Origin of the sequence: Streptomyces sp. AN091965 (genome assembly GCF_022698285.1) — a bacterium.
Taxonomy (GTDB): domain Bacteria; phylum Actinomycetota; class Actinomycetes; order Streptomycetales; family Streptomycetaceae; genus Streptomyces.
Genome location: NZ_JALDMY010000001.1, coordinates 7,307,460 through 7,322,387, shown reverse-complemented (window position 1 = coordinate 7,322,387; position 14,928 = coordinate 7,307,460). Strand labels below are relative to the sequence as shown.

General features: G+C 72.9%; 17 protein-coding genes. 14 read left to right on the top strand and 3 right to left on the bottom strand.

The window, feature by feature from the left end; all coding sequences use genetic code 11:
• The first annotated feature begins 84 nt into the window (after positions 1-84).
• The 13 genes from MQV74_RS31240 (at position 85) to MQV74_RS31185 (ending at position 11,991) form a co-directional block, all read left to right on the top strand.
• Entirely contained in the window at positions 85-1,386 is a 1,302-nt protein-coding gene (locus MQV74_RS31240) for a GAF domain-containing protein (RefSeq protein ID WP_242725314.1), read from the top strand.
• Positions 1,387-1,493: 107 nt separating this feature from the next.
• Entirely contained in the window at positions 1,494-2,069 is a 576-nt protein-coding gene (locus tag MQV74_RS31235) for a GNAT family N-acetyltransferase (protein ID WP_242725310.1), read from the top strand.
• A 190-nt stretch (positions 2,070-2,259) separates the two neighbouring features.
• Complete coding sequence (locus tag MQV74_RS41415) at positions 2,260-2,343, top strand: putative leader peptide (RefSeq protein WP_318783855.1); 84 nt, start codon at positions 2,260-2,262, stop codon at positions 2,341-2,343.
• 112 nt (positions 2,344-2,455) lie between these two features.
• Complete coding sequence (locus MQV74_RS31230) at positions 2,456-4,153, top strand: nitrite/sulfite reductase (RefSeq protein ID WP_242725307.1); 1,698 nt, start codon at positions 2,456-2,458, stop codon at positions 4,151-4,153.
• A 28-nt stretch (positions 4,154-4,181) separates the two neighbouring features.
• Positions 4,182-4,361 (top strand): hypothetical protein, encoded by a 180-nt coding sequence (locus tag MQV74_RS31225; RefSeq protein WP_242725305.1) that lies wholly within the window; start codon positions 4,182-4,184, stop codon positions 4,359-4,361.
• Positions 4,358-5,077, top strand: coding sequence for a phosphoadenylyl-sulfate reductase (locus MQV74_RS31220; RefSeq protein WP_242725301.1), 720 nt, complete (start codon positions 4,358-4,360; stop codon positions 5,075-5,077). Before MQV74_RS31225 ends, MQV74_RS31220 begins: the two co-directional genes overlap by 4 nt.
• Entirely contained in the window at positions 5,074-5,640 is a 567-nt protein-coding gene (cysC, locus tag MQV74_RS31215; RefSeq protein WP_374120721.1) for an adenylyl-sulfate kinase, read from the top strand. Before MQV74_RS31220 ends, cysC begins: the two co-directional genes overlap by 4 nt.
• A gap of 88 nt (positions 5,641-5,728) precedes the next feature.
• Positions 5,729-6,700 carry a sulfate adenylyltransferase subunit CysD gene (gene cysD / locus MQV74_RS31210; RefSeq protein WP_242725295.1) on the top strand — a complete coding sequence of 324 codons (972 nt, stop codon included), beginning with the start codon at positions 5,729-5,731 and terminating at the stop codon, positions 6,698-6,700.
• Positions 6,701-6,702: 2 nt separating this feature from the next.
• A complete protein-coding gene (locus tag MQV74_RS31205) occupies positions 6,703-8,049 on the top strand; it encodes a sulfate adenylyltransferase subunit 1 (protein ID WP_242725292.1) in 1,347 nt (448 codons plus the stop codon).
• Positions 8,050-8,283: 234 nt separating this feature from the next.
• Positions 8,284-9,435, top strand: a complete 1,152-nt coding sequence (locus MQV74_RS31200) for an ABC transporter substrate-binding protein (RefSeq protein WP_242725288.1) — start codon at positions 8,284-8,286, stop codon at positions 9,433-9,435.
• A gap of 42 nt (positions 9,436-9,477) precedes the next feature.
• Positions 9,478-10,287: an ABC transporter ATP-binding protein gene (locus MQV74_RS31195; protein WP_242725285.1), complete on the top strand. Its 810-nt coding sequence runs from the start codon at positions 9,478-9,480 to the stop codon at positions 10,285-10,287.
• A complete protein-coding gene (locus MQV74_RS31190) occupies positions 10,274-11,182 on the top strand; it encodes an ABC transporter permease (protein WP_242725282.1) in 909 nt (302 codons plus the stop codon). The genes MQV74_RS31195 and MQV74_RS31190 overlap by 14 nt, the downstream gene beginning before the upstream one ends.
• Positions 11,183-11,187: 5 nt before the next feature.
• A complete protein-coding gene (locus tag MQV74_RS31185; protein ID WP_242725279.1) occupies positions 11,188-11,991 on the top strand; it encodes a sirohydrochlorin chelatase in 804 nt (267 codons plus the stop codon).
• Between the two features lie 19 nt (positions 11,992-12,010).
• Here the strand turns inward: MQV74_RS31185 and MQV74_RS31180 are convergent, their stop codons facing one another.
• Complete coding sequence (locus tag MQV74_RS31180; RefSeq protein ID WP_242725277.1) at positions 12,011-12,673, bottom strand: mycothiol-dependent nitroreductase Rv2466c family protein; 663 nt, start codon at positions 12,671-12,673, stop codon at positions 12,011-12,013.
• Positions 12,674-13,005: 332 nt separating this feature from the next.
• On the opposite strand from MQV74_RS31180, the gene MQV74_RS31175 reads away from it, so the two are divergent.
• Entirely contained in the window at positions 13,006-13,911 is a 906-nt protein-coding gene (locus MQV74_RS31175; protein ID WP_242725247.1) for a transglutaminase-like domain-containing protein, read from the top strand.
• 12 nt (positions 13,912-13,923) lie between these two features.
• Here the strand turns inward: MQV74_RS31175 and MQV74_RS31170 are convergent, their stop codons facing one another.
• Together MQV74_RS31170 and MQV74_RS31165 are read right to left on the bottom strand one after the other, a co-directional pair.
• A complete protein-coding gene (locus MQV74_RS31170) occupies positions 13,924-14,310 on the bottom strand; it encodes a nuclear transport factor 2 family protein (RefSeq protein ID WP_242725243.1) in 387 nt (128 codons plus the stop codon).
• Positions 14,307-14,873, bottom strand: a complete 567-nt coding sequence (locus MQV74_RS31165) for a DUF1697 domain-containing protein (protein WP_242725240.1) — start codon at positions 14,871-14,873, stop codon at positions 14,307-14,309. The genes MQV74_RS31170 and MQV74_RS31165 overlap by 4 nt, the downstream gene beginning before the upstream one ends.
• Positions 14,874-14,928: the final 55 nt, after the last annotated feature.

Sequence of the window (14,928 nt, the reverse complement as noted above, 5' to 3'; positions counted from 1 at the left end):
GCATGTCCTTCGGCCTGCCCCTACGGGCACGATGAGTACGTGTCCCCTCTGTGGGCCTGCTCGGAGAGCGGGAGGAAACCGGTGATGAACTCGCACGCCACCTTCGACCTGGAGCGGCTCGCCGCCGCGAACGCCGCCCAGGCCACGCGGGCGATCCTGGAGATGCGGGACGCCCGGATCACGGGGCAGCGCGCCAGGTTCGGACCCCGGCCCGTCATCGGCGCGTCGTGGGACCGGATGCTGGCGACCGGCGTCGACCCCGAGCGGGACTTCCGCTCGGGGGTCCTCAGCACGGACGAGGTGGAGCGGCGGCGGCAGGCCTCGCCCCTCAGAGCCGTCCTGCCGGTGCTGCGCGAGGGGCTGCTGTCCGTCGCGGACGTGGCGCAGCACATCATGGTGATAGCGGACGCCGACGGGCGGCTGCTGTGGCGCGAGGGCAACAGGTCCGTGCTCAGGATGGCCGACGGGCACGGCTTCGACGTCGGCGCCGACTGGCGCGAGACCGTGGTCGGCACCAACGGCGTGGGCACCTCGATCGTCACCCGGCGCCCCGTCCAGGTCTTCGCCGCCGAGCACTTCGTGCGCTCGCACCACCCGTGGACGTGCACGGGCGCGCCCATCACCGACCCGCGCGACGGGCGGCTGCTCGGCGTCGTCGACATCAGCGGCCCGCTGGACACCATGCACCCGGCGACGCTCGCCCTGGTCTGCTCGGTCGCCAAGCTCGCCGAGTCGCGGCTGCGCGAGGGGCATCTGACCGCCCTGGACCGGCTGCGCTCGGTGGCGGCGCCGCTCCTCGCCCGCCTCGACGGGCGCGCGGTGGCGGTGGACGCGCACGGCTGGACCGCGGCGGTCACGGGGATGCCGCCGGTGGACCGGGTCACCCTGCCCAAGTCCCTCACGGACGGCCGGGCGTGGCTGCCCTCGCTCGGCCGCTGCGCGGTGGCGCCGCTGCCCGGCGGCTGGCTCCTTCGTGTGGAGGACGACGAGGCCGCCGTGGCCGCCACCTCGGCCACGACCCGGGTGGTGGTGGACGTCAGCGGGGCGCACCGCTGGTCGGTCACCGTCACCGGCAGCGCGGGCTGCTGGACCCACGAACTGTCGCCGCGCCACGCCGAGTTGCTCTATCTGCTCGGTACGCAGCGGGCGGGGCGCAGCGCGGCGGGCCTCGCCGCCGACCTGTTCGGCGACCCCGGCCGCACGGTGACCGTGCGCGCCGAGCTGTCCCGCGTCCGGCGCTATCTGGGCGGCCTCGTCGCGCACCGCCCGTACCGCTTCCACGAGGAGGCGGACGTCGATCTGGTGCTGCCCGACGACGTGACGCGGCTGCTTCCGCACTCCATGGCCCCGGCGGTGATCCGGGCCCGGGCGGGCGCGGTGCCCTGAGGGCGGGGGCGCGCCCGCCGCCGCACCCCGGCCGGAGTGACACGAGTCATTCCCGCTCCCCGGCCCCTCGTGGCGACCCCGGGCGGAGCCGTGATTCCCTGGCCGCCATGAGCATCACTGTCACCACCTGGTCCCTGGAGCAGACCGCTCCCACCGATCTGCGGCCCGCCGCCGTGCCGGACGGCGACGTACGGATCGTGCGGGCCGAGGTGCCCTCGCCCGAGTTCAGCCGGTTCCTGTACTGCGCCGTCGGCGGCGACATCCAGTGGATCGACCGCCTCTCGCTCAGCTACGAACAGTGGCGGGAGCATCTGACGCGGCCGGGCGTGGAGACGTGGGTGGCGTACGAGAAGGGCACGCCGGCCGGGTACGTCGAGCTCGACCCGCAGGCCGACGGGGCCGTGGAGATCCTCTACTTCGGCCTCGCCCCGGCCTTCCGGGGGCGGCGCATCGGCGGCCACCTCCTGGCGTACGGCGCGGCGCGGGCCTGGGACCTGGCCGAGCGGTGGCCGGAGCGGGCGCCCACGAAGCGGGTGTGGCTGCACACGTGCAGCCTCGACGGCGAGCACGCCGTGGACAACTACGTGCGGCGCGGGTTCAAGCTCTTCCGCACGGAGACGGCTGAGCAGCCGGAGCAGCCGACGCCGGGCCCGTGGCCGGGGGCGTACGCGGAGCCGCGCTGAGCGCACCCCCGCCTTTTCGGCGCTCCGCGCCTCGTCCTCGAACGCCGGACGGGCCACAACCGGCCCCTCCGGCGTTCGAGCCGCCCGCGAGGCCTCGACACCCCCCCCCCTTGTCCACTATTCGAGACAACTTCGTCCAGAATGCAGACGGTGGTGGACGGTCCCGAAAGGCGCGTGCCACGCTTTCGCCATGTCTCGAGCTGGAATCGCCTTGGTGAGTCGACGTCACGTCGACCTCGTTCGCGTGTCCAGCGCCATGTGTCCGGCGAGCTGAGAGACCCAGCACCGCCGCTTTCCCTGTACTGACCCCCTCCCCGCGCACCGCCGCGCCTTCGCGCGAGTGCGCAGGTCAGAGCCGCTCTCAGTCTGCTGTGAAGGACGTACCCATGGCCACCGCCCCGGACCGATCCACGCCTGCCGCACCCCGTCGCAAGACGGGCCGCCACCGCGGCGAGGGCCAGTGGGCCGCCGGTCACTTCACGCCGCTGAACGGCAACGAGCAGTTCAAGAAGGACGACGACGGTCTCAATGTGCGGACACGCATTGAGACGATCTACTCCAAGCGCGGCTTCGACTCCATCGACCCCAACGACCTGCGCGGCCGGATGCGCTGGTGGGGCCTCTACACCCAGCGCAAGCCCGGGATCGACGGCGGAAAGACCGCGATCCTGGAACCCGAGGAGCTGGACGACGAGCACTTCATGCTGCGGGTGCGGATCGACGGCGGGCGGCTCACCACCGAGCAGCTGCGCGTGATCGGCGAGATCTCGCAGGAGTTCGCGCGCGGCACCGCCGACATCACCGACCGGCAGAACATCCAGTACCACTGGATCCGCATCGAGGACATGCCGGAGATCTGGCGCCGCCTGGAGGGCGTGGGCCTGTCCACGACGGAGGCCTGCGGCGACACCCCGCGCGTCATCCTGGGCTCGCCCGTCGCGGGGATCGCCGAGGACGAGATCATCGACGGCACGCCCGCGATCGACGAGATCCACCGCCGCATCGTGGGCAACCCGGCCTTCTCGAACCTGCCGCGCAAGTTCAAGTCGGCGATCTCCGGCTCGCCGCTGCTCGACGTGGTGCACGAGATCAACGACATCGCGTTCGTGGGCGTGCGCCACCCCGAGCGCGGGCCCGGCTTCGACCTGTGGGTCGGCGGCGGCCTGTCCACCAACCCCAAGATCGGCCAGCGGCTCGGCGCCTGGGTGCCCCTCGACGAGGTGGCGGACGTCTTCGAGGGCGTCATCTCGATCTTCCGTGACTACGGCTACCGCAGGCTGCGCACCCGCGCCCGGCTCAAGTTCCTCCTCGCCGACTGGGGCGTCGAGAAGTTCCGCCGGGTCCTGGAGGACGAGTACCTGCTGCGCAAGCTCGTCGACGGGCCCGCGCCCGAGCAGCCCCTCCAGCGCTGGCGCGACCACGTGGGCGTGCACCGGCAGCAGGACGGCAACTACTACGTGGGCTTCGCCCCGCGCGTCGGCCGCGTCGACGGCACCACCCTGACGAAGATCGCCGACCTCGCCGCCGGGCACGGCTCGGGCCGCCTCCGCACCACCGCCGAGCAGAAGATGATCGTCCTCGACGTGGCCGAGGACCAGGTCGCGTCCCTGGTGGCGGGCCTGGAGTCGCTCGACCTCACGGTGCGCCCCTCCTCCTTCCGGCGCGGCACCATGGCCTGCACGGGCATCGAGTTCTGCAAGCTCGCCATCGTCGAGACCAAGGCGCGCGGCGCCTCGCTCATCGACGAACTGGAGCGCCGCATCCCGGACTTCGACGAGCCGATCACCATCAACATCAACGGCTGCCCGAACGCCTGCGCCCGCATCCAGGTCGCCGACATCGGCCTCAAGGGCCAGCTCGTCCTGGACGAGAACGGCGACCAGGTCGAGGGCTTCCAGGTGCACCTGGGCGGCGCGCTCGGCCTGGAGGCCGGGTTCGGCCGCAAGGTGCGCGGCCTGAAGGTGACCTCCGCCGCCCTGCCGGACTACGTGGAGCGGGTGCTCAAGCGCTTCCAGGCGGAGCGCGCGGACGGCGAGCGGTTCGCCGCCTGGGCCGCGCGGGCCGACGAGGACGCCCTGTCGTGAGCGCCGCGAGCGAGACGAGGACCACACCATGAGCGAGCGGGCCGCCCCCTTCTACTGCCCCTACTGCGGCGACGAGGACCTGCGTCCCAGTGAGCAGGGCCATGGCGCATGGGAATGCGCGGCGTGCAACCGTGCCTTCCAACTGAAGTTCCTCGGGTTGCTCACCCGTGGGCTTCGGCGCAACGACGGTGGAGAGGCAGCGATATGACGACCATCCAGCAGGTGCGGGACGACACCCCCGCCGACGCGCTGCGGGCGCTCGCCGAGCAGGCCGGGCGCGACCTGGAGGACGCCTCCGCCCTGGAGGTCCTCACCTGGGCGGCCGACACCTTCGGCGCCCGCTTCTGCGTGACCTCGTCGATGGAGGACGCGGTGGTCGCCCACCTCGCCTCCCGCGCGCGCCCCGGCGTGGACGTGGTGTTCCTCGACACCGGCTACCACTTCCCGGAGACCATCGGCACCCGCGACGCCGTCGAGGCCGTGATGGACGTCAACGTCCTCACCCTGACGCCGGCCCAGACCGTGGCCGAGCAGGACGCCGCGTACGGCCCGCGGCTGCACGACCGCGACCCCGACCTGTGCTGCGCGCTACGCAAGGTCAAGCCCCTGGAGGACGGCCTGACGCCCTATCTGGCGTGGGCCACGGGGCTGCGCCGCGACGAGTCGCCGACCCGCGCGCACACGCCCGTGGTCGGCTGGGACGACCGGCGCCGCAAGGTGAAGGTCTCCCCCATCGCCCGCTGGACGCAGGGCGACGTGGACGCCTACGTCGCCGAGCACGGCGTGCTCACCAACCCGCTGCTCATGGACGGCTACGGCTCCGTGGGCTGCGCCCCGTGCACCCGGCGCCTCCTCGACGGCGAGGACGCGCGCGCGGGCCGCTGGGCCGGGCGCACCAAGACCGAATGCGGGCTGCACGGATGACCGCCCCCCGACCCGTCCAGGAGACCGACGTGACCGGAGCCACCGTCTGGCTCACCGGCCTGCCGAGCGCGGGCAAGACCACCATCGCGTACGAGCTGGCGCGCACCCTGCGCGAGCGGGGCCGCGCGGTCGAGGTGCTCGACGGCGACGAGATCCGTGAGTTCCTCTCGGCGGGCCTCGGCTTCAGCCGTGCGGACCGCGACACGAACGTGCAGCGCATCGGGTTCGTCGCCGAGCTGCTCGCCCGCAACGGCGTGCTCGCGCTCGTCCCCGTGATCGCCCCGTTCGCGGACAGCCGCGAGGCGGTGCGCAAGCGCCACCAGGCGGGCGGAACCGCCTACTTGGAGGTGCACGTCGCCACGCCGGTGGAGGTGTGCTCCGTACGCGACGTGAAGGGCCTGTACGCCAAGCAGGCCGCGGGCGAGCTGTCCGGGCTCACCGGCGTCGACGACCCGTACGAGGAGCCCGAGTCGCCCGACCTGCGCGTGGAGTCGCAGGACCAGACGGTGCGGGAGTCCGCGGCGGCCGTCCTGGAGCTGCTGACGCAGCGGGGTGTCGTGTGAGCGCGCCGACGACGGCCGCCCGGCCGCTGCCGACGACGCCCGCACCCGTGCGCCGCGCGGGCGCAGAAGCCAACGAGAGGGTCACCGCATGACGACCGCCGCCGCCGCGACCGAGGACGCGTCGCAGCCCGAGCGGGCCCCGGCCGCCCAGGAGGCCGAAGGGCCCTACGCGCTCAGCCACCTGGACGCCCTGGAGTCCGAGGCCGTCCACATCTTCCGCGAGGTGGCGGGCGAGTTCGAGCGGCCGGTGATCCTGTTCTCCGGCGGCAAGGACTCCATCGTCATGCTGCACCTGGCGCTGAAGGCCTTCGCCCCGGCCGCGGTGCCCTTCTCGCTGCTCCACGTCGACACCGGGCACAACTTCCCCGAGGTCATCGAGTACCGCGACCGCGTGGTCGCCGCGCACCGGCTGCGGCTGCACGTGGCGTCCGTGCAGGACTACATCGACCGCGGCGTGCTCAAGGAGCGCCCCGACGGCACCCGCAACCCGCTCCAGACGCTGCCGCTGACGGAGAGGATCGCCGCCGAGCGCTTCGACGCGGTCTTCGGCGGCGGCCGCCGCGACGAGGAGAAGGCCCGCGCCAAGGAGCGGGTGTTCTCGCTGCGGGACGAGTTCTCGCAGTGGGACCCGCGCCGCCAGCGGCCCGAGCTGTGGCAGCTCTACAACGGCCGGCACGCCCCGGGCGAGCACGTGCGCGTCTTCCCGCTGTCCAACTGGACCGAGCTGGACGTGTGGCAGTACATCGCCCGCGAGGGGATCGAGCTGCCCGAGATCTACTTCGCCCACGAGCGCCCGGTGTTCCTGCGCGGCGGCATGTGGCTGACCGGCGGGGACTGGGGCGGCCCCAGGGACGGCGAGGCCGTCGAGACCCGCCAGGTCCGCTACCGCACCGTCGGCGACATGTCCTGCACCGGGGCCGTCGACTCCGACGCGACCACCCTCGACGCCGTCATCGCGGAGATCGCGGCGTCCCGGCTCACCGAGCGCGGCGCGACCCGGGCCGACGACAAGCTCTCCGAGGCCGCGATGGAAGACCGCAAGCGCGAAGGGTACTTCTAACCATGACCAGCACCACCGCGGAACACCTGGCCGGGCCCTTCGCCACCACACTGCTGCGCTTCGCCACCGCGGGCTCCGTCGACGACGGCAAGTCCACACTGGTCGGCCGCCTCCTGCACGACTCCAAGTCGGTCCTCGCCGACCAGCTGGAGGCCGTCGAGCACGCCTCGCGCAGCCGCGGCGCCGAGGGGCCCGACCTGGCGCTGCTCACCGACGGCCTGCGGGCCGAGCGCGAGCAGGGCATCACCATCGACGTGGCGTACCGCTACTTCGCGACCCCGCGCCGCCGGTTCATCCTGGCCGACACGCCGGGCCACGTGCAGTACACCCGCAACATGGTCACCGGCGCCTCCACCGCCGACCTCGCCGTGGTCCTGGTCGACGCGCGCAACGGCGTGATCGAGCAGACCCGCCGCCACGCCGCGGTGGCCGCGCTCCTGCGCGTGCCGCACGTGGTGCTCGCGGTGAACAAGATGGACCTCGTCGCGTACGCGGAGCCGGTCTTCGCGAAGATCTCCGAGGAGTTCACCGCGTACGCCACGGAGCTGGGCGTCCCGGAGGTCACCGCGATCCCGATCTCGGCGCTCGCCGGGGACAACGTGGTGGAGCCGTCCTCGAACATGGACTGGTACGGCGGCCCGACCGTCCTGGAGCACCTGGAGACCGTGCCCGTCAGCCACGACCTGACCGGCTGCCACGCGCGCCTCCCGGTGCAGTACGTGATCCGGCCGCAGACCGCCGAGCACCCCGACTACCGCGGCTACGCGGGGCAGATCGCCGCGGGCACCTTCCGCGTCGGCGACGAGGTGACGGTGCTGCCGTCGGGGCGCACCACGAAGGTCGCGGGCATCGATCTGCTCGGCAGGGCGGTGGACGTGGCGTGGACGCCGCAGTCCGTGACCGTGCTCCTGGAGGACGACCTCGACATCTCACGTGGTGACATGATCGTCCCGAGCAGTGATACGCCGACGGCCACCCAGGACATCGCCGCCACCGTCTGCCACGTCGCCGACACGCCGCTGCGCGTGGGCCAGCGGGTGCTGCTCAAGCACACCACCCGCACGGTCAAGGCGATCGTGAAGCAGATCCCGTCGCGGCTCACCCTGGACGACCTGTCACAGCACCCGAACCCGGGGCTCCTCGCCGCCAACGACATCGGCCGCGTCCTGGTGCGCACCGCCGAGCCGCTCGCGCTCGACGCGTACGCCGACTCGCGCCGCACCGGCTCCTTCCTCCTGATCGACCCGGCGGACGGCACGACGCTCGCCGCCGGGATGGCGGGCGAGGCCTTCGCCAAGGCCGAGGCACCCGCGCCCGCCGCGGACGACGAGGAAGGGTGGGACTTCTGACCGTGTCCTCTCCCGATGTCTTCTCGACCTTCGCGAAGGAGGGCGGCCGCGTGGGCAGCGGCGCCCTCGGCGCCGGGTCCGGCGGTGTCACGCGATGTGTGCGATGACGTACGCGCACCGCTCGCGCGCCCTCACCCCCCGCCGTCCCTTCGCACGCAGACGAAGATCCGCCGACATCCACCCGGCCGCGCCCTGAACCGTGCTCCCGCCGGGCCAACGAGAGGAACCCCTCCCGTGCCAGCCATCCGCACCTCCGGTCCCCTGTCTCCCCGCGCCCCGCACCCGGCCCGCGCCCGCCGCCTGGCCGCCGCGGCCGCCCTCCCCCTGCTCGCGCTCACGCTCTCCGCCTGCGGATACGGCTCGGACTCCGACAAGGACGACAGCGGCAAGGCGAAGATCGCCGCCGACGCGAAGAAGATCGAGGGTCTGGACGAGGTGAAGATCGGCTACTTCCCGAACCTCACCCACGGCACGGCGCTCGTCGGCGACCACGAGGGCCTGTTCCAGAAGGAGCTGGGCGCCACCAAGGCGTCGTACGCGCAGTTCAACGCGGGTCCTTCGGAGATCGAGGCGCTCAACTCCAAGTCCATCGACATCGGCTGGATCGGCCCGTCGCCCGCCATCAACGGCTACACCAAGTCCGACGGCGAGAACCTGCGCATCATCGGCGGTTCGGCGTCCGGCGGCGTGAAGCTCGTGGTGAACCCCAAGAAGATCAAGTCCCTGGACGACGTCAAGGGCAAGAAGATCGCCACCCCCCAGCTCGGCAACACCCAGGACGTGGCCTTCCTCAACTGGATCAAGGAGAAGGGCTGGAAGGTCGACGCCCAGAGCGGCAAGGGCGACGTCTCCGTGGTCCGCACCGACAACAAGATCACCCCGGACGCCTACAAGTCCGGCTCGATCGACGGCGCCTGGGTGCCGGAGCCGACCGCGTCCAAGCTGGTGGCCGAGGGCGCGAAGGTGCTCCTCGACGAGGCCGACCTGTGGCCCGACAAGAAGTTCGTGATCACGAACGTCATCGTGCGCCAGCAGTTCCTCAAGGACCACCCGAAGGTCGTCGAGGCCGTCCTGCGGGGCGCGGTGAAGGCGAACCAGTTCATCAAGGACAACCCGGCCAAGGCCAAGGCCGCCGCCAACGCCAAGCTGAAGCAGTACTCCGGCAAGGCCCTGCCCGCGCAGGTCCTCGACCCGGCCTGGAAGTCGATCCAGTTCACCAACGACCCGCTGGCGGCGACGCTCGACACCGAGGCCGAGCACGCCGTGACGGCGGGCCTCCTGGAGCGGCCCGACCTCAAGGGCATCTACGACCTGGGCCCGCTGAACAAGGTCCTGAAGGCGGCGGGCGAGCCCGCGGTCGACGACGCCGGCCTCGGCGTCAAGTAACCCGGCATCGCCCACAGTTCAGGTTCTCAGGAGGTGACGACCATGGGCACGACGCTTGCCAAGGCACCGCAGGGCGCCGCACAGGCCTCGCACACCACGGACGCGGGCGGGGTCGCCGCGCGCATCCAGCACGTCTCGAAGTCCTTCGCCACACCGGCCGGGCGCCAGCTCGTCCTGGACGACATCACGCTGGACGTCGGCCAGGGGGAGTTCGTCACCCTCCTGGGGGCCTCGGGCTGCGGGAAGTCGACGCTGCTCAACCTCGTGGCCGGGCTCGACCGGCCGAGCGCCGGCAGCATCGGCACCGACGGCCGCCCGGCCCTGATGTTCCAGGAGCACGCCTTGTTCCCGTGGCTGACCGCGGGCAAGAACATCGAGCTCGCCCTGAAGCTGCGCGGCCTGGCCAAGGCCGAACGCCGCCCCAGGGCCGAGGAGTTGCTCGCGCTCGTCCGGCTCGAGGGCGCGTACGGCAAGCGCGTGCACGAGCTGTCCGGCGGCATGCGCCAGCGGGTCGCCCTGGCCCGCGCGCTCGCCCAGGACAGCAAGCTGCTGCTCATGGACGAGCCGTTCGCGGCGCTCGACGCGATCACCCGGGACGTGCTGCACGACGAGCTGACCCGGATCTGGCGCGAGACCGGCGTCTCGGTCCTGTTCGTCACGCACAACGTCCGCGAGGCGGTACGGCTCGCCCAGCGCGTGGTCCTGCTGTCCTCGCGGCCCGGCCGGGTGGCGCGCGAGTGGACCGTCGGCATCGAGCAGCCGCGCCGCATCGAGGACACGGCCGTGGCCGAGCTGTCCGTCGAGATCACCGAAGAACTGCGTGGGGAGATCCGCCGCCATGGGCAGCACTGACACGACGACCCCCGCGCCGACCACGGGCGACGGGCGGGACGCCCACGACCTGGCGGGCCTGGAGGCGGGCCTCGACGCCCTGGACACCGTCCAGACGCGGCGCGCCCCGCTGCGCGAGACGCTGGTGCAGAAGGTCCTGCCGCCGGTCACGGCGGTCCTGCTCGTCCTCGTGGTCTGGCAGATCCTCGTCTGGGCGGAGGTGACCGACAGCTACAAACTGCCCTCGCCGGACGCGGTGTGGCAGGAGGTCGAACTCGCCTGGCGGCAGGGCACCCTGCTCGACTACATCTGGACGTCCGTCTCGCGCGGCATGCTCGGCTTCCTCATGGCGCTGGCCATCGGCACGCCGCTCGGTCTGCTCGTGGCGCGCGTCCGCTTCGTCCGGGCGGCCATCGGGCCCGTCCTGTCGGGGCTCCAGTCGCTGCCGTCCGTGGCGTGGGTGCCCCCGGCGGTGATCTGGCTCGGCCTCAACGACAAGATGATGTACGCGGTGATCCTGCTCGGCGCCGTGCCGTCGATCGCCAACGGCCTGGTCGCGGGCGTGGACCAGGTGCCGCCGCTGTTCCTGCGGGCGGGCCGCACGCTCGGCGCCACCGGGCTCCGCGGGACCTGGCACATCGTCATGCCCGCCGCGCTTCCCGGGTATCTGGCGGGTCTGAAGCAGGGCTGGGCGTTCTCCTGGCGGTCGCTGATGGCCGCCGAGATCATCGCGCAGTCGCCGGACCTCGGGATGGGGCTCGGCCAGCTCCTGGAGGCGGGCCGCACCAACAGCAGCATGTCGCAGGTCTTCCTCGCCATCCTGCTGATCCTGATCGTCGGCATCGCCATCGACCTGCTGATCTTCAGCCCGCTGGAGCGGTGGGTCCTGCGCAGCCGCGGCCTGTTGGTGAAGTGATCACGATGCACACCGCCGCCTCCCCCGCACTCCTGGTCATCGCCCACGGCAGCCGCGACCCGCGGCACGCCGCGACGGTGCGCGCGCTGGTGCACCGCGTGCGGGCGCTGCGCCCGGGGCTGCGGGTGGAGGTCGGCTTCCTCGACTTCGACACGCCCGCCGTGCCGGACGTCCTCGCGTCCCTGGCCGCCGCCGGCGTGCGGGACGTCGTCGCCCAGCCGCTCCTGCTGACCCGTGCCTTCCACGCGAAGGCCGACATCCCCGCCGTGCTCCGCGCGGCCCCGGCGGGCATGCGGGTGCGGCAGGCGGGGGTGCTCGGCCCCTCGCCGCTGCTGCTCGCCGCGCTCGAACAGCGGCTGTACGAGGCGGGGCTCGACCCCGCCGACAAGGCCACGACCGGGGTGGTCCTCGCCTCGGCTGGCTCCACGGACCCGGAGGCGATCGCAGTGATCGCTGACATCGCGCGGGAGTGGCGGCGTACCGGTTGGTGCGCCGTGCGGCCTGCGTTCGCCTCCGCGGCACTGCCCCCCACCGAGCGGGCCGTCCACCTGCTGCGGGACGTGCCCGGGGTGCGGCGGGTGGCCGTCGCTCCCTATGTACTGGCTCCCGGGTTCCTGCCCGACCGGATCGCCCGGGGGGCCGCCGAGGCCGACGTGCTCGGGGGCGTGCTGGGGGATTCGCCGTTCGTCGCCCGGGTGCTGCTGGAGCGGTTCGACGCGTGCCGCCGCTTCGCCGCGGACTTCGCCCACCCGTCCGCACTGCCGGGGCGCCTCACGGCGGGGCTGCTGGATCTGCCCGCCGTCGGCTAGCACCCTCCACCCCTTCCGCTCAGCCGAAGTCGAGCCCGCCCGTCCGCGTCCGCTTCAGTTCGAACAGGTCCGGATGGCCCGCCAGGACGCGGAAGCTGTCGAAGAGGCGGGCCGCCTCCTCGCCGCGCGGTATCGCCCGCAGCACCGGGCCGAACCAGACCGTGCCGTCGACGTGGACCGTGGGCGTGCCGACGTAGGCGTCGGACTCCGGCTCCTTGCCCGCTTCGTGGCTGCGGCGCAGGGCCTCGTCGTACGCCGTGCGGGACGCGGCCTCCGCGAGCTCCGCCGGGAGGCCGGTCTCGGCGAGGGCCTCGCGCACGACCGCGCCGAAGTCCGTGTGCTCACGGATCTTCCGCTCGTGGATGCGGGTGCCGAGGGCCGTGTACAGATCGCGCAGCACCCCCTCGCCGTGCCGCTCGGCGGCGGCCGTCACGACGCGGACCACGCCGAGCGACTTGTCGACGAGCTCCCGGTACCAGTCGGGCAGGTCGTTGCCCACGTTGTGCAGGTAGAGGCTCATCACGTGGAAGCGCAGGTCCAGGTCGCGGTGGCGCTCGACCTCCAGGAGCCAGCGGGAGGTGATCCACGCGAAGGGGCAGGCCGGGTCGAAGTAGAAGTCGACGCGGGTGGCGGTCGTGGCGGCGTCGGCGGCGGGCGTCGGGCGGGGCGCTGTGGTGGTCATGGCGGAAACACTAGCCAGGGGTGGCACAGTGGAAGGGGCCACTTTCAGGGGACTTTTCTGGGCCAATCACGCCCGGGCGCGGCGGCCCGGCCCCGCGATCCGGCCCAGCGCCCAACGGCCTGGCGGCCCGGTGGCCCGCTCAGCGCTTCGCTGGAATGGCCGCGATGGGGCGTCGATCGACTGCGGGTCCGTTGTGGCTGGTCGCGCAGTTCCTCGCGCCCCTTCGGGGCGCTGCCGGACCGCACCACACTTCCACAAGACCGCTTAGCCGGCGGCCCGGCGGCCCGCCACCTCTGGACCTTGCCCCAGGGGCAGACCTCAGCCTGTCCCTCATGGACAGCGACTACCTGAACCACAGCCCGTACAGCACCCCCGGCCCCCACCTCGACGCCCTGCTCGGCCCGGACCCGCTGCCCCGCTCCCCCGAGGCGCTGGCCGCCATGGTGCGGGGCGTGCTGATGCACCGCGAGGAGCGGGAGACCTGCGGCTGGACGGTGCCCGACGAACGGCTGCACGGGGACGCCGAGTCCCGGTACGTCACGGAGGTCCTGCGCGTCCTGCGCGAGCGCGGCGACACCCCGCTCACCGAGGAGCGCGGGCCCGCGGCGCGGTTCGTCGCCACCTGCCGGGACTTCGCGCTGCTGCTGTGCGCGCTCCTGCGCGAGACCGGCACCCCGGCGCGGCTCAGGGGCGGCTACGGCACGTACTTCAAGGAGGGGTTCCACGACAACCACTGGGTGACGGAGTACTGGTGCGAGGGGCGCGGCTGGGTCCTCGCCGACCCACAGGTGTACGGCGGCCTGCACGACACGGCGTTCGACCCGATGGACGTGCCGCGCGACGCGTTCCTGGTCGCCGGTGACGCCTGGCGGGCGTGCCGGGAGGGGCGCGCGGACCCGGAGACCTTCGGCGTGTTCTCCGTGCCCGACATCAAGGGGCTCGGGCTCGTGCGCGCCGACGTGGTGGCCGACCTCGCCGCGCTCGGCGGCACGGAACCGCTGCCGTGGGACGGCTGGGGGCTGATCGAGAAGGACGACGCCGAGGTCACTGCGGCGGACCTCGCGCTGCTCGACGCCGTCGCCGCCGTCACCTCGGCGGCCGGACACGCCTCGGACCCGGGGCGGCCCGCTGCCGTGCGGCGGCTGCTCGCCGATCCGCGGCTCGCGGTGCCCACCGAGATCGTCTCGCACACGACCTACCGCGGCGTCCGCACCGTCACGCTGCCGCGCGCCGCGTGAGCGCCCGCCCCGTCAGCCGTGGCCGCCCGCCTCGGCGGGCGTGAACGGCGTGCCCTGGTGGAACCAGAGCAGCCAGCCGTCGCCCGTGCGCCGCCACAGCGAACTGCGGTGCACCAGACGGCCGTTGCTGTCGGTGTCGAACGTCAGGTGCACCAGGTCGTCGGCGAGCTGCACGCCCCGCATGCGGGAGGTCGTGACGGGCCGGGCGCCGGGCTCGGCGCTCGCGGTGAGGACCCGGACGATCGACGCCCGGTCCCAGCGCGCGCCCGAGGCGCCGAACTCGGTGAACTCGGGGTGCAGCAGATCGCCGAACAGCTCGGGCGAGGCCCGCACCTCGGGGTCGAGCAGGCGCAGCTCGTTCTCGATGGCCGCCTCCACGGCGGGCGAGCGGTCGGTCATCGTCCGGCCCCCGGGGTCTCGGTCAGCTCCGCGAGCTTGGTCACGGTGTTCCAGTTCCGGCTGGTGGCGACGAGGCCCTTGGTGAGGGCGGGGCGCCCCAGGGCCTCGCCGAGCCGGGACCGGCCGAGCCCTTCGGGCGCGTACAGATACAGGGCGCGCTCACCGAGGCGGAACTCCTCCGGCAGGAAGCCCGCTTGGTCGAGCGCGGCGAAGCGGGCGGCGTCCACGGGCCCGGAGAAGTACGTGACGTGCAGTTGCCTGCCTTCGAGGTCGGCGGCGGGGAAGGGGCAGGCGTCGACCACCGCCCGCAGATACGCGTGGTCGCGCACAAGGAGGTCCACGCCGAAGCCGAACTCCTGCTCCAGGGCCGCCGCGAGCTCGGCCGCGAGGACGTCCTCGTCGCCGTGGTCCGCCGCGAACACCGCGTTCCCGCTCTGCAGGTACGTCCGTACGCCGGTGAGCCCGAGCCCTTCGAGGAGCGCGCGCAGCCGGGCCATCGGCACTTTCCTGCTGCCGCCCACGTTCACGCCGCGCAGCAGCGCCGCGTAGATCTTCGTCGCCATGCGCACACGATAAGGCGGCCGTCGCGCCCCGTGGGGGTGGGCACGACGGCCGCCG

What these genes read in the sequence shown, in the direction of transcription:
- MQV74_RS31185 (WP_242725279.1), top strand. Translation starts at nt 11,188, where the DNA reads ATGCACACCGCCGCCTCCCCCGCACTCCTGGTCATCGCCCACGGCAGC.
- MQV74_RS41415 (WP_318783855.1), top strand. Translation starts at nt 2,260, where the DNA reads ATGTCTCGAGCTGGAATCGCCTTGGTGAGTCGACGTCACGTCGACCTC.
- MQV74_RS31235 (WP_242725310.1), top strand. Translation starts at nt 1,494, where the DNA reads ATGAGCATCACTGTCACCACCTGGTCCCTGGAGCAGACCGCTCCCACC.
- MQV74_RS31220 (WP_242725301.1), top strand. Translation starts at nt 4,358, where the DNA reads ATGACGACCATCCAGCAGGTGCGGGACGACACCCCCGCCGACGCGCTG.
- MQV74_RS31205 (WP_242725292.1), top strand. Translation starts at nt 6,703, where the DNA reads ATGACCAGCACCACCGCGGAACACCTGGCCGGGCCCTTCGCCACCACA.
- MQV74_RS31240 (WP_242725314.1), top strand. Translation starts at nt 85, where the DNA reads ATGAACTCGCACGCCACCTTCGACCTGGAGCGGCTCGCCGCCGCGAAC.
- MQV74_RS31180 (WP_242725277.1), bottom strand. Translation starts at nt 12,673, where the DNA reads ATGACCACCACAGCGCCCCGCCCGACGCCCGCCGCCGACGCCGCCACG.
- MQV74_RS31190 (WP_242725282.1), top strand. Translation starts at nt 10,274, where the DNA reads ATGGGCAGCACTGACACGACGACCCCCGCGCCGACCACGGGCGACGGG.
- MQV74_RS31170 (WP_242725243.1), bottom strand. Translation starts at nt 14,310, where the DNA reads ATGACCGACCGCTCGCCCGCCGTGGAGGCGGCCATCGAGAACGAGCTG.
- MQV74_RS31165 (WP_242725240.1), bottom strand. Translation starts at nt 14,873, where the DNA reads ATGGCGACGAAGATCTACGCGGCGCTGCTGCGCGGCGTGAACGTGGGC.
- MQV74_RS31230 (WP_242725307.1), top strand. Translation starts at nt 2,456, where the DNA reads ATGGCCACCGCCCCGGACCGATCCACGCCTGCCGCACCCCGTCGCAAG.
- MQV74_RS31175 (WP_242725247.1), top strand. Translation starts at nt 13,006, where the DNA reads ATGGACAGCGACTACCTGAACCACAGCCCGTACAGCACCCCCGGCCCC.
- cysC (WP_374120721.1), top strand. Translation starts at nt 5,074, where the DNA reads ATGACCGCCCCCCGACCCGTCCAGGAGACCGACGTGACCGGAGCCACC.
- MQV74_RS31195 (WP_242725285.1), top strand. Translation starts at nt 9,478, where the DNA reads ATGGGCACGACGCTTGCCAAGGCACCGCAGGGCGCCGCACAGGCCTCG.
- cysD (WP_242725295.1), top strand. Translation starts at nt 5,729, where the DNA reads ATGACGACCGCCGCCGCCGCGACCGAGGACGCGTCGCAGCCCGAGCGG.
- MQV74_RS31225 (WP_242725305.1), top strand. Translation starts at nt 4,182, where the DNA reads ATGAGCGAGCGGGCCGCCCCCTTCTACTGCCCCTACTGCGGCGACGAG.